Source organism: Capnocytophaga granulosa ATCC 51502 (assembly GCF_000411115.1).
Lineage (GTDB): Bacteria > Bacteroidota > Bacteroidia > Flavobacteriales > Flavobacteriaceae > Capnocytophaga > Capnocytophaga granulosa.
In genome coordinates this window covers 128,599-141,792 of sequence record NZ_KE150242.1, presented here as the reverse complement: position 1 = coordinate 141,792, position 13,194 = coordinate 128,599, and the positions used below count along the sequence as shown (strand labels likewise).

17 protein-coding genes are annotated in these 13,194 nt (G+C 36.8%); 1 reads left to right on the top strand and 16 read right to left on the bottom strand.

All coding sequences use genetic code 11. From position 1 onward, the window contains the following. Positions 1–50: 50 nt before the first annotated feature. Both HMPREF9331_RS00650 and HMPREF9331_RS00645 read right to left on the bottom strand, forming a co-directional pair. Positions 51–1,091: a glycosyltransferase family 9 protein gene (locus HMPREF9331_RS00650; protein WP_016419269.1), complete on the bottom strand. Its 1,041-nt coding sequence runs from the start codon at positions 1,089–1,091 to the stop codon at positions 51–53. Further along, positions 1,081–1,857 carry an exodeoxyribonuclease III gene (locus tag HMPREF9331_RS00645; protein WP_016419268.1) on the bottom strand — a complete coding sequence of 259 codons (777 nt, stop codon included), beginning with the start codon at positions 1,855–1,857 and terminating at the stop codon, positions 1,081–1,083. The genes HMPREF9331_RS00650 and HMPREF9331_RS00645 overlap by 11 nt, the downstream gene beginning before the upstream one ends. Positions 1,858–2,323: 466 nt before the next feature. Here HMPREF9331_RS00645 and HMPREF9331_RS13415 point away from each other — a divergent pair, with 466 nt between their 5' ends. Next, on the top strand, positions 2,324–2,449 hold the full coding sequence (locus tag HMPREF9331_RS13415; RefSeq protein ID WP_262482236.1) for a hypothetical protein: 126 nt from the start codon (positions 2,324–2,326) through the stop codon (positions 2,447–2,449). A gap of 69 nt (positions 2,450–2,518) precedes the next feature. Here HMPREF9331_RS13415 and HMPREF9331_RS00635 read toward each other — a convergent pair whose 3' ends face one another. The 14 genes from HMPREF9331_RS00635 to HMPREF9331_RS00570 all read right to left on the bottom strand — a co-directional run. After that, a complete protein-coding gene (locus HMPREF9331_RS00635; RefSeq protein ID WP_016419267.1) occupies positions 2,519–2,965 on the bottom strand; it encodes a GyrI-like domain-containing protein in 447 nt (148 codons plus the stop codon). A gap of 118 nt (positions 2,966–3,083) precedes the next feature. Then, positions 3,084–3,509: a hypothetical protein gene (locus HMPREF9331_RS00630; RefSeq protein ID WP_009642582.1), complete on the bottom strand. Its 426-nt coding sequence runs from the start codon at positions 3,507–3,509 to the stop codon at positions 3,084–3,086. 90 nt (positions 3,510–3,599) lie between these two features. After that, positions 3,600–4,268 carry an SH3 domain-containing protein gene (locus tag HMPREF9331_RS00625; RefSeq protein ID WP_016419266.1) on the bottom strand — a complete coding sequence of 223 codons (669 nt, stop codon included), beginning with the start codon at positions 4,266–4,268 and terminating at the stop codon, positions 3,600–3,602. A gap of 24 nt (positions 4,269–4,292) precedes the next feature. Beyond that, positions 4,293–4,658 (bottom strand): hypothetical protein, encoded by a 366-nt coding sequence (locus HMPREF9331_RS00620; protein ID WP_016419265.1) that lies wholly within the window; start codon positions 4,656–4,658, stop codon positions 4,293–4,295. Between the two features lie 215 nt (positions 4,659–4,873). Next, the gene (locus HMPREF9331_RS00615) at positions 4,874–5,413 is read right to left on the bottom strand and encodes a hypothetical protein (protein WP_016419264.1); all 540 of its coding nucleotides are present in this window, start codon (positions 5,411–5,413) and stop codon (positions 4,874–4,876) included. Then, positions 5,406–5,723 carry an STAS-like domain-containing protein gene (locus HMPREF9331_RS00610; protein WP_016419263.1) on the bottom strand — a complete coding sequence of 106 codons (318 nt, stop codon included), beginning with the start codon at positions 5,721–5,723 and terminating at the stop codon, positions 5,406–5,408. Before HMPREF9331_RS00610 ends, HMPREF9331_RS00615 begins: the two co-directional genes overlap by 8 nt. A gap of 5 nt (positions 5,724–5,728) precedes the next feature. Beyond that, complete coding sequence (locus HMPREF9331_RS00605; protein WP_016419262.1) at positions 5,729–6,748, bottom strand: hypothetical protein; 1,020 nt, start codon at positions 6,746–6,748, stop codon at positions 5,729–5,731. Between the two features lie 77 nt (positions 6,749–6,825). Next, positions 6,826–7,434 (bottom strand): hypothetical protein, encoded by a 609-nt coding sequence (locus HMPREF9331_RS00600; protein WP_016419261.1) that lies wholly within the window; start codon positions 7,432–7,434, stop codon positions 6,826–6,828. A 158-nt stretch (positions 7,435–7,592) separates the two neighbouring features. Then, on the bottom strand, positions 7,593–9,212 hold the full coding sequence (locus HMPREF9331_RS00595) for an ABC-F family ATP-binding cassette domain-containing protein (RefSeq protein WP_016419260.1): 1,620 nt from the start codon (positions 9,210–9,212) through the stop codon (positions 7,593–7,595). A gap of 37 nt (positions 9,213–9,249) precedes the next feature. Continuing rightward, on the bottom strand, positions 9,250–9,543 hold the full coding sequence (locus tag HMPREF9331_RS00590) for a Txe/YoeB family addiction module toxin (RefSeq protein WP_016419259.1): 294 nt from the start codon (positions 9,541–9,543) through the stop codon (positions 9,250–9,252). Then, the gene (locus HMPREF9331_RS00585) at positions 9,543–9,764 is read right to left on the bottom strand and encodes a hypothetical protein (protein WP_016419258.1); all 222 of its coding nucleotides are present in this window, start codon (positions 9,762–9,764) and stop codon (positions 9,543–9,545) included. Before HMPREF9331_RS00585 ends, HMPREF9331_RS00590 begins: the two co-directional genes overlap by 1 nt. Before the next feature lie 24 nt (positions 9,765–9,788). Further along, positions 9,789–10,280 (bottom strand): YfbM family protein, encoded by a 492-nt coding sequence (locus HMPREF9331_RS00580; RefSeq protein WP_016419257.1) that lies wholly within the window; start codon positions 10,278–10,280, stop codon positions 9,789–9,791. Positions 10,281–10,407: 127 nt separating this feature from the next. Beyond that, positions 10,408–11,103, bottom strand: a complete 696-nt coding sequence (locus HMPREF9331_RS00575) for a class I SAM-dependent methyltransferase (RefSeq protein ID WP_016419256.1) — start codon at positions 11,101–11,103, stop codon at positions 10,408–10,410. Between the two features lie 119 nt (positions 11,104–11,222). Further along, a partial coding sequence (locus tag HMPREF9331_RS00570; RefSeq protein WP_169450063.1) for a T9SS type B sorting domain-containing protein occupies positions 11,223–13,194 on the bottom strand: 1,972 nt, incomplete at its 5' end.

The window sequence follows — 13,194 nt, the reverse complement described above, 5'->3', positions numbered from 1 at the left end:
AGCGATTTTTCTAAAGCAAAAGTATAAAAAAAGTCTGAAAAGAGACTAATTTATTTTTCTAAAATAGCGGCAATATTACGTAAAATATCTTGTAAAGAAATGGTTTTTATGGATTTTTCATAACCTTCGGGATATTTGTTTCCAAAAACTGAAGTAGGCACCAAGGGGTACTGACGGCGGTCGGCCACAAGGCAATACTCCTGAGGCTGTCCGTAGGGGGCAAAACCAGCATAAGGGTGTGTAACCCCCCATAGGGTGAGGGTGGGCACCCCATAGTTGGCCGCCAAGTGGGCATTGCCACTGTCCATAGCCAGCATAAGGTCTAAGTGGGCGATCAAGGCCAACTCCTCCGCAAAGGTAAGCCTGCCTACCATGGGTTCTACATTGGGATAAGTGGGCAAGGTATCCACCAATGCTTTTTCTCTTGCTCCCCCACCGAAAATAAACAGTTTGCTCTTGGGATAGCACTCGGAGAGTGCTGCTATAACCTCTTTCATTTGTTCAAAAGGGTATTCCTTGCCCTTGTGAGAGGCAAAAGGAGCAATACCTATATTGGTATCAGCACTTAGTAGCGCCTTAATCGGCTCTGTAAGGGCTGGCTTGGGGGAGAAATAGTCCTTATCCCATACAATGGGGTAGCCTAAGCGCTCGAATACCGCTGCATACCGCTTATAAGAAGGTAATAGAGGTGTAAAAATCTTATTTTTACTACGGGTGAGTGCTTTCTTTTCTCGTCTGCCCTTGTCTATTTGCACAAAAGGAATAGCAGTAAAGGAGAAAAAAAACTTTAAGATATTTGTCCTGAGTACATTGTGCAAGTCGGCCACTTGGGTAATCCCCTGCCCTCTCAATGCCCTAAATAACCGATAGAGGCCTCGGATGCCCTTGTGAGCACCCTTGGTATCTATAGGAAAAACCGTGGTGCGGGGCAGGTGGGCAAAGAGGGGTGCAAAGAGCGGGCGGGTAAGGATGGTAAGTGTAAGCTGTGGGTACTGTGCAGTAAGCGCATTGAGCACAGGCAAAGAGATTGCCACATCGCCCATGGCAGAGAGACGAATGACCAGCAGGTGATCAGAGGCGTTATTTTTCATCGGCTGAGCGGATTTCAACTAAGATAGGACAATGGTCACTGTGCTTAGCCTCTGGCAATATAGCGGCTCTTACCATACGAGAGGCCAAGGGCTTGGCTACCAAGCAGTAGTCTATACGCCAACCCTTGTTATTGTTGCGGGCATTGGCACGGTAGCTCCACCAAGAGTAGTTATGCGGTTCTTTGTTAAAAAAGCGAAAGCTATCCACAAACCCACTCTTGAGAAAGTCGTCCAGCCACTTGCGCTCCACTGGCAAGAAGCCAGACACATTGGCATTGCGGACAGGGTCATGAATATCAATCGCCTCATGACAGATATTGTAATCCCCACAGATAACAAGGTTGGGGCGTGTCTGCTTGAGTGTATTGATATACTGCTGAAAATCAGCCATAAACTGTAGTTTATGATCCAATCGGTCAATATTTGTTCCTGACGGCAAGTATAGGCTCATAACCGAAAGATCGCCATAATCAGCACGGAGGATACGCCCTTCCTTGTCCATATAGTCTATTCCTGAGCCTATTTCCACATGAGTAGGCTGGATCTTGGAGAGAATCGCTACCCCGCTGTATCCTTTCTTCTCAGCCGAGTGAAAATAATGATAGGTGTAGCCTGCTGCCTCCAAAGGAGCCAAGTCTATTTGGCTTTCCAAGGCCTTAATTTCCTGCAGGCAGATCACATCGGGACTAGCAGCAGAGAGCCACTCCACGAAACCTTTGGTCATGGCGGCACGAAGCCCATTTACATTATAAGAAAATATTTTCATAAGACAATTTATTCATTTGTTAATTTGCTGACTCAAATCTCGCGATTTGTTTTTTGTAAATAACTTAAGTTTCGCAAGTCAATTTTAGGTTATTATTGTAATTATAAATAACTAATAATCAATTATTTGTAAAAACCTCCCCCCCCCCCTCCAAAGGGGGAGCTTTAAGGGCGTTGAAATAGCCTAATTTGTTTGTCATATTGGAAAGATTTTTCTTCTATAACTTATTGAATCTCTACTACTTACTAACTCCCGCCTTGAGGGGGGAGTAGGGAGATGTTTTGGAAGTCAATAAGTTATAGAGCTTTCGAAACTTTATTTAATAATATGTTTGCTCTTTAGCCACAAAAGGTATAAGTAGTATAAAAGATAGATTCCTAAGATTATTATATCAAATATAGAGGTTTGTTCGCCTAATAATTGCCAGCGATTGCGAAAGCAAAAGGTATAGACCTCTAGAAATACCATGGCTATAAGTGCGCACCCCATCATAGAAACGGCTATCCTCTTGCGAGAGAATAGTACCATAACAACACTTATAGGCGGCAAGAATACCGTAATACCAAATAGAACAGCTAATAATAAAGGATAATCTTTGAAATAAATCAGACCTCCTGCCCCAAAATGGCTACCTATATAGACTTCGTCATAGGAATTGGGGTTACTTGTTCTCTTTTACACCTATAAAAATATCTACTTCAGGGGTATCGCCTTGCTGAGACTTCTCAGTGTAGCGTTCATAGTCATATATATAAGTGCGATTGAGTGTGGCGTCATGATCCCAAATATATTGCCACATCGCCCCTACTGCCTGAGGCATGGCACCCTTGGCTACAAACTTTTGAAAGGTTTGCTGAGGGAATTCCCTGCCCTCTAAGCCGTCGGGAATCGTACTGAGCGTGGTAACTTCCACTCCTATCATACAAGTGTAAGGCTCGGTATAGTCCTTCTGGTAATCGGTGTAGATGCTGTAAATGGCATCGCTTACCTTATTGGGAATTTTTGCCAAAAGTTGCTCACTAAAAAAGCGTTGCCAAAGGTTCCCGATGTCTTGCATCGCCTGTCCGTTCTGATTGGTAGTGCGTACACTAATTCCTATGATTTTCATTTACTTTGTATTTGAATAATTTTTAACAAATTCTCTTTTAGCTTCTTACTAACTTGCCGATATTCTCTAAAAGTTAGTTTTTTTACCTACGAAATGCAATCCGAAGAGCAAATTTGTGTTACTTAATGATGTGTTTTCTCTTTAACAACAAAAGATATAGGTAGTATAAAAGAAAAATCCCTAATATGACTACATCATATATAGAGGTTTGCTCCCCTAATAATTGCCAACGCTGACGAAAGCAAAAGGTATAAACGTCTAAAAGCAACATTGCTACAAGTGCGCACATCATTATAGAAGTGGCGACCTTTTTGCGAAACAACAACACCGTAATAACACTTATAGGAGGCAAGAATACGGTAATACCGAATAAAATAGCTAATGCCAAAGGATAATTTTTAAAATAAATCAGTCCTCCTGCTCCAAAATGGCTGCCGATATACGCTTCATTGTAGGTCATTGTATGACAAAAATCATTGATACCTACGCAAGTAATCAGTAAAAACAATACGCTAAAGATCCAAATAGTAATATTCTTTGTCATTTTCTTTTTATTTAAATAGTTTTTAATAAATTCTCTTTAACTTCTTACAAACTTGCTGATACGCTCTAAAAGTTGGGGTTTGTCTTCCTTTTAATTAAAATACCCTACTTCTCTTGTTTTATAAACACCCTTTACGATCTGCCAACAAACATCATAGCCCCCTGCTCCTGTACCATTTTGAGCCTCTATATAGATAATATCGTCTTCTTTGTCATAATAAACGGATGTTTCACTAAAGGCAGGTACATACATATCACTATAAGCACTTTTAGGAATAGTCACTTGTTTGCCCTTAATGCTCACCACAAAATTCTTATATTCCGTCTCTGGCTCAGAGCCATCAGTTCCTTCAAAAGGTTTCCCGTCTATTTTGTATTCGTAATGATCGCCCTTGTTCTCTTTGGTAAAGACATGTTTTTTCTTATCGTATTTTTGAGCAGTCAGCTCTACATGAATTCCCATACCTGAAAAAGTAATGGCATTATCGCTTTCTTTTTCTTTCTTAATGGAAAGAAATGCATAAGTAGGTTTCAGTCTGCTGTTATGAATATACCCTTTATCTATGTAATGCCACTTACTTATATCTTCATCAGCATGAAATATATAAACAAGCTTATTATTAGGGAGTGTCCCCAGTATTTTACTTTTGACGCTTTCCTTTTCACGGATATTTACATAGCCATCTTTGTCCTTTACCACAAAGAATTGTCCAAAAGTACACTGAGAAATTAACAAAAATAAGAATACAATTCGTTGCATAGTCTATTTTTTTTGATTGTTCAGTTAAATAAAAAAATCATCAATATTTATTTCATTAGAGGTGTACTCATTGCCATATAAGTCCTTAACCACAGCCCTTAAAGTAGCCCCTTTACCTCTTAGCCCTGCTAATTCGTTTATTTTATCCCATAAATGGTAAGATATTGTATCGTCATCTTCTTCTATAAAGCTTACATCCCTGACATGTACAGGATTTTTCAATTCAAATATTATTTTTTCAGCTAAAGGTTGAAGAATTTCAAAGATAGGTTCGCGAAATTTGCTATACTTTTTATCTGTATCGCTTATAATAACATTTATTACCCAACTAGGAGTTTCATCAGGCGAAAATTCTTTGAAGCTTGTTAGAGATACTTTTGTCTTTTCCATAGTTTAATAAATACTAATTTCCCAAAAACAAGGACTCCTTCTTGAATTTTTCGAATGAGATGTGAAATCTGTTCATAACTTTACTTTTTTTATCATTTTGATGTGTCATTACCTAATTTTATACTGTCAATGCATTATTTTGCATTGCCTGAGCTTGATATTGTACTGCCTACACTTTATTTTGTATTGCCTGAACCTAATATTTGGAAGTAAGACTATATTTTATTAACCCGAACAATTTCGGATATTATTTTTTCCTCAAAATTCTGTAATTTATTTATTGCTGAGTTGTCTTGAAGAACATATTTATTATTTTTTAACTGACCTCCCGTTATACTTTTTTTAATCTCAATTTGTGACTTTCGAAGTTCTTCTTCTCTTAATTTTTTTCCACAGATATTAGAAAATTTTACACTATAATATATTGTATTAGATATTTCTTTAAGACTATTATTTATTTTTGTCCTATTTAAATTGTTATTTTCTATGGAGTTTTTTAGAAATTCACATTCTTTAAGAAGAGGAAGCATTTTATTTATAATAAAATCTTTCTCTATTTTATCTTTTTCCATTTGTTTCTGCAAATGATACGAAAAATAAAAAACAATAAAAATACTTACTAATAGATTAGCTAGTTCAATAAGATTAATTTCTTTACTTATATCAAAGAAATAGTAAGAATTAGTAATATAACCTATAAAAATAGATATAGGTATTATCACAACAAGCCATAAAATATTAATATTCCTATTCATTCATATAACTTTTTATTTCATCAATTAAATAAGGTTCTTCATGAGAAATAAAGACAAGAGATTTAATAACCTTTTCTTTACCATGTTTTCTAGCTAGTCCACCAAAAGCCTCGTCAAGAAAAGAAGTTGCATACCCCTCTGTTCCGTCTAAATCAATCTCTAGTTTTTCTCCTTTTTCTTGATTGAGAGATTTATATTTTGGCTCTAATATATCTTCATAGAACTCTTGTCCTGAGTATTCACCATCTTTTCGATACCTTGCTCCAGGTATTTTAGAAAAATCTTCACTTATTTTTATTCTTTTATTCATTTTTTTTAATTTAAATTGTCATTTGATAACTCAAAATAGTAAAATGTACCACTATGATTAATACTTATATCATAGAATTTATTATCTTTAAAGTCCAAAATTACATTATTAGTTAAAACAAAAAGATTTGAAATTATTTTTTCTTCCATTGTCTTATATATTGTAGGCAAACCTTTTCCTCTATAATCTAATTTGGTTCTTGAACCTATTTCTCCTTTAAAAGCTGATATCAGTAATTGATTGTCTTTATTAAAAAATGACTTTATATTCTTTAAAAATTCTTGAAATAGACTTTTCAACTTCAAAGTATCTATAATTCCTTGTCCATTATCAATAAAAGCAAATCTACAAATCTTTTCAGAATTACTTATTTCTTGGCTAGAAGATAAAAACCATCTTGCTTTTTCGCTATCTTTAAAACCGTGGTTAATGGCATTAGCCATCAGTTCAATAAATAATCTTTGTAATCTCTGATTATTATTTTCTTTTCCTGTTAAAAATTTAATAGAGTTTCTAATTATTCTAGCAGTAACTTCTTGATTTGTTTTTGATTGACCTTCTGTCAAAATAGTATTAGGAGAATGTTTATTTTCTATATCAATCTCACCATTTAAATGTTCAAAGAATCCTGATCTTTCTAATATTCTTTTAGCATTTTTATCTTTTGGTTTATTGCCACATATTTTATATTTCCTTATACTCAGTTCTTTTATTATAGAAACAAATAAAGCAATAGTACCCTCATCTATATTAGTAACTTTACTCATACTAAAATAAATCTTTCTTCTATTTTTATGCAAAGATTTTAAATCATTTATAAATTTGATTGTTTTAGTAGTATTATCTTTTATAGAAAAATTTTCAGGAACTCTTATAAGAATAGACTCCTTAATAACTCTATTTAATCTTACATATTCAATTCTTAACTCCTTTTCTTTTTGCTTTTTCTTTCTATATCTTTTTCTTTTAATACTTTTTCTCTTATGTTTTCTAGCTTTTATAAGGTGAAATTTATTTGTAATCATAATTTTATATATATGATTTTTTGTTAGTTACAAGAGGGATTCTAATATTTTCAAAAATCATTCCAAAATTTAATTTTCTAAAAATTACAAATCATATCATCAAAAGAATTATCCTTTACAAGGTTTTTATACTGATTAAAAATCCCTTCAAAAGGATCTGTTTTACAATAATGATATAGTAATTCAGATTTTTCATCTAAACTATTTAATGTTAATTCAGTATCTAAATATAAGAAATCATCAAGTAAATTGTTATCTATTACCTTTGCATTTGAATAAACTTTATATCCTTTTTCCCTTAATTTATTAGCTGAATAAAAAATATTTTTTGTAGCAAGTAATCCACCTCCCCCTTGTAGACAGAAATTACCTAATCTATATTGAAGTAATCTATTTGTATTTAAACCTTTAACTAATGGTAAAATTAAATTCCAAAAACTATGATTAGATGACTCTTTTTGAATAAAGAAATAAATGTATATATCTTCATTGTAATTTTCAATAAGTTTTATTTTTGAAATTTCTAGAATATTTTTATATTCTCTTTTTTTTATAGGCATAATTTCTTTTTCATCATTTTTTTGAGTTAGTTCTATTTCTGGAGATATTATTTCCTTTTTAGCTGAATAATTGAATGAAAAAATACTAAAAGAATTTGCTATTTGGCTAATATTAAAATTAAACATACAACTTTATTTTATTGATAACGAATTTTAATTGATATTACACATTGAAAAATCACAATAATTTTCTATTTCCCCTTAAAAAACTCTGGCAAAGCTCATCTAATCTTTTTTATACAACGAACTTTGCCAAAGTGCTATTAGTCACTTGTCACTAGTCACTATCCTCGGTACATCTTTTCGCGGAGTTCCTGAATATTCTTATCGTCCATATACTCATCAAAGGTCATATAGCGGTCTATGATGCCACTGGGGGTAAGCTCGATGATACGGTTGGCGACGGTTTGTGAGAATTCGTGGTCGTGAGTGGTGAAAAGCACGGTACCTTTGAAGTTCTTTAGCGAGTTGTTGAAGGCGGTGATGCTCTCCAAATCCAAATGGTTGGTAGGTTCGTTGAGCATGAGCACATTGGCGCGCAACATCATCATACGGCTGAGCATACAGCGCACTTTCTCGCCTCCTGAGAGCACTTTACAGTTTTTGAGGGCTTCCTCACCACTGAAGAGCATCTTGCCCAAGAAGCCGCGTACGTATACTTCCTCGCGTTCTTCTTCTGTTTTTGCCCATTGGCGCAACCAATCCACTAGAGAAAGGTCTTGGGTAAAGAAATCGGAGTTATCCACGGGCAGGTAAGACTGTGAGGTAGTGATACCCCAGGCAAAGGTACCCGCATCAGGCTTGAGGTTGTTGTTTAGTATCTCATAAAAGGCAGTGGTAGCACGTGAATCCTTAGAAATCACGGCTACTTTGTCGTCTTTGGCAAGGTTGATGTCCACATTCTTAAACAATACCTGTCCGTCCACAGAAGCGGCAAGGTTTTCCACGTGTAGGATTTGGTCACCCGCCTCGCGGTCGCGGTCAAAGATGATCGCAGGGTAACGACGAGAGGATGGTTTGATTTCCTCGATATTGAGTTTCTCCAACATCTTCTTACGAGAGGTTGCCTGTTTTGATTTGGCCACATTGGCACTGAAACGCGCGATAAACTCCTGCAATTCTTTGGCTTTCTCTTCTGCTTTTTTGTTCTGCTGGGCACGCTGACGGGCTGCCAACTGACTACTTTCGTACCAGAAAGTATAGTTACCCGAATAATGATTGATTTTCCCAAAGTCAATATCGGAAATATGGGTACAAACAGCATCAAGGAAGTGGCGGTCGTGGGAAACGACAATCACTGTATTTTCATAGTTTGCCAAAAAGTTCTCCAACCAGCCGATGGTCTCGAAGTCTAGATCGTTGGTAGGCTCGTCCATGATCAGTACATCGGGATTGCCGAAGAGGGCTTGTGCGAGAAGTACACGTACTTTGAGCTTGCCATCCATTTCGGACATGAGGGTATAGTGCATATCCTCGGAGATACCCAAGTTGGAGAGCAGGGCGGCCGCATCGCTCTCAGCATTCCATCCGTTCATCTCATCAAACTGCATTTGTAGCTCACCAATGCGTTCGGCATGTTCATCGGAATAGTCGGCATAGAGGTCGTCCATCTCTTTTTTGATTTTGGAGAGGACTTTGTTGCCCATAATCACGGTGTCAAGTACCGTATAGTCGTCATAGGCATAGTGGTCTTGTTCGAGTACCGACATACGCTTGCCAGGTTCGAGGATCACTCGCCCAGAAGTAGGTTCTTGCTTGCCTGAAAGGATTTTCAAAAAAGTAGATTTGCCTGCTCCATTGGCACCGATGATGCCGTAGCAGTTGCCTTGTGTAAAGGTTACATTGACCTCATCGAAGAGGACGCGCTTGCCGAATTGTACGGATAAATTGGATACTGATAACATTGTTAATGATTAATGTTTAATGATTAATGTTTAATTGCTATTTGTCTTTGTAATGACCATAAGCAGCCGCTAAGACTACTAACTTTTCTTCTTCAAAGATTTCATAAACAAGCCTATGCTTGTCATTGATGCGCCGAGAATATACAAGGCGTTCTCCCTTGCCCTTGAGACGCTCTACCTTGCCTGTTCCTGTTGTTGGATGTTGCTTTATTTCTTCAATAAGGTTAAGTATTCTCTCGACAATTTTCTTCTGTCCTGAACTTATATGCTTTGCCATATCTTCGGAAAAAACCTCTGTCTCTTCCAAAGAATACGTTTCTAATTCTTCCATTATTTCAAATATTTAGCTCTAAGTTCTTCAACAGTAACTTTCGTTCTTTTACTTTTCATAGAGCGGTCTATTTTTGCAAGGAACTCTTCCTCTGTCATTTCTGTATCATCTTTTTTCTCTTTGATGATTCTGATGTCCGTGGCTTTAAACCTTTTTAATATTTCCTCTATAATAGGAAAATCTATTGCTTTTACATTTGTTTGAAAAGTTATTGTTTCCATAAAATAATATTTTAATGACTTTTATTAGAGGTCTACAGTAAAGATAACATTGAGCTGCTTTTCTAAAGCATTTTTATAGAACTCTAAAAGACCTTCGCTCCAGCCTAACAAATAGTTGAGATTGTCCTCATCTTTGGGAAGCGTATATTCTTCTTCAGGGATTTTATCAAAATTATTTTTGAGGGTCTCTTCAATAGGATTTTCTTGAATATAGTTGACTATTTCTTTGATTTTTTCAGGAGTTTTCAAGAAAATCACATTATCATCTTCATCTAAAAGGAGTTCTCCTCCAAAAATAACGTCGGGGGCTATTCCCTCTTCTTTATACCAATCTCCCTCACAAAGACAATAATGGATTCCTTCCCACGCTTTGTCTAGTTCAAAGGCTTCGGGAGTATCAAACAGTTCTTCTTCTATTTCTTCAAGCATATAGTCGTACATCTGGTCTATATCCTGTGCTTCTAATTGGGCTAACGCTTCATCAGTGATGGCGTAAAGCATTCCTAATCGTGCCATAAGGTATTGTTTTAAAGTGCAAATATACGGATTTTTTTTGAGTGAATTGTGAAAAGTAAATAGAGAAAAATCCCTACTGATACTACCTTTGAGATAGTATGAGTAGGGAAAAGTAAAAAAATAAAACTTATTTCACGGCCGTTACTATCAGTGCCATGGATTTTTCTTTGTCAAAAGGGTCTTTTTTGAAATTACCATATAGATTAATGGCTTGAAACCCTATTTGAGTAAGCCACTGGGTAAGCTGGTCGGCGAAAATAGGTTGCAACAGCTCTTCATTCTTAATAGTATCGTCCAAAATGGTCTTGAAACGGATTTTTCCTTCCTCATTGAGATAGTAATAGCGCTCAAACTTCACCTTATCGTTTTCTATCAGTGGTAGGTTACCGAGATAATCTCCTTGTTGTTGGGCAAAATATTTTTGAAAATTGACCAATTGTAGGACCAGTTTGCCCCCTTGGGTGAGTTGTCCATAGGCTTTTTGTAAAAAAAGCTGTACGGAAGTCTTACTATCGAGGTGTGGGAGTGTATTACCTATACAAACAATGTTGTCAAACATAGGAAGCTCATCAATAGCAAGCATATTGAGTTGCTGTACAGTAACGCCTTTTTCGGCCGCTTTGGCAATCAATCGTTCACTGAGGTCTATGGCGGTAACCTCATAGCCTTGTGAGCTAAGATAAGCGGTAAGGTTGCCTGTGGCGGCACCTACATCAAGGATCGTTTTGCCATGGAGTTCGCTGGCAAAGAAAGTCTTATGTGCTGGGGATAGCGGAAAGATAAAATCATACTTTTCCGCAATTTGGTTGTAAAATTGGGACATGATTATTAATGATTAATGGTTAATTGTTAATGATTAATGACTAATGACTAATGACCAATGACAATAATACCTATGGGCATTAGTCATTGGTCATTTTGTCATTGGTTACTGGTTACTCATTATTTAATATAGAGCCATCCAGCTTTTTGTTGTTTTTGGTTCTGGCCGTCGGTGTATTCTAAGACGTAATAGTAAGTTCCTTGTGGTAGCTTACCGTCTTTGTTTACAGTGGCACGTCCAGTAGAGATACCCTTGAATGGATCTGTATTGGTGTAGCCGTCTTTCTCATATACCAACACACCATAGCGGTTGAATATCTTGAGATTGTTGTTAGGATATAGATCAATATTCTTGATTATAAATCCATTGTTTTGGCTACCTTCGTCTGTTGAGATCGCATTATAGAACTCAAGGTCTGCATCATTGGTTATGGTTACTGTTACCCTACCTATCTTCTCTACACCATAAGCATTAGATTTCACCTTATACTCTATAGTGTAAGTTCCAGAAGGAGCACCCTTAGGTATTATGATCTGTCCATCAGCATTGATATCTACTCCATCGAGACCTCCGCTACTTTTTATTTCCATAGTAACATCGGATGGGCTGATAGGCTGTCCGTCTAACGTACTACCATTCAATACACTATCGGTATGGGTTTCTGATACGGCACTATTGATAGGCTTGTCTAAGGTAAGTTCCTTAAGGGTCAAGTTAGGTTGTACCTTCACTTTGGCTTCACCTTCTAGGCAACCAGTAGTAGATTCTTTTGGACAAACTTTATACTTGAGAGTATGTTCGCCTATAGGAGCTCCTGGTTTTACCTTAATCTTACCTGTAGTGGTATCCAACTCTATCTTACCATCTGCTGAATCAGAGACACTTATTAGAGTGATATTGACATCTTCAGGTTTGGCTTTCTGACCATTGAGTGTATCGTTATCCAAAACACTTTCATCAGAGGTATTATCCTGAGCACCATCATTAGGTTTGTCTACAGTGAATGTATCTTCAGCTGCTACATTAGGAGAAACAATGAATACTACTTTGGCATCAGAAGTCATTCCTGTTTTTATACTCTTAATAGTATAATAGTAGGTATACTTTCCTGCTGCAAGTCCTGGTTCTATCGTAAAACGTCCGTCAGTTCCCTTGTGTATATATGTTGGGGCCGGTTGGTTCTTTCCTGAAGTATCACTTATCTCTACTTTTAGTTCATCATCATCGCTTCCGCCAGTATTAAGTTTTCCTGCTTCCCCTTTCCACTTATCATTTTCTAATACACTTGGCGTAGTTCCGCCTGTGGTACCTATCTTGAACTTATCATTTACAGCTTCAAGGTCTTGATTAGGCCTTACCCTGATCTTGTAATCCTCCTCTACACATGTGGCAGGGGTAGCCTTGTCACATACTCTTACCTTGATAGTGTAGTCCCCTGGTGGTACGTCCTTACCTACAGTTATCTTACCTGTAGTGGTATCTATCGTTGGTACAGAAGCACCTGATTTTACAGGATGTGCTGGATCTATCACTTCTATAGCAACATCACTTGGATTTGGTTTTTGACCGTTAATCTCTATATTATCTGTCACATTACCAATTTCCTTAGGTGTATCACTATCTGAAGGTGTACCAGATATCTCATCATCGGTAACTTCTACCTTGTTCTTCACCACTACTGTTACTATAGCAGGAGCACTTACAGGTGTAGTTTGACCTTTAGGCTTAATAGTATATTTCAACGTATAAGTACCCGCTGGAGCACCAGCTGCTATCTTCACTTTACCTGTAGCGGTATCTATACTTACCTTATCGGAAGAAGCCTCTACTTGCTCAATATCTACAAGAATTGTGCTGAGCGATCTATTAGAAGCCAATTGGTCATTGGTCAATACATTTACCTCCCTATTTCTTGCATCCTTAACTACCGTTTCTGTAGCAGACCATTGTTGCTCGTAGTTATCTGCATTGGCCACGATATTCTCTTGAGCTACTACTACTTTCACAGTACCTTCCTGACAACGATTGGTACCTTTCTCACATACTTTGTATCGGATGGTATGTTCGCCTGGAGTTGCACCATCAGGGATT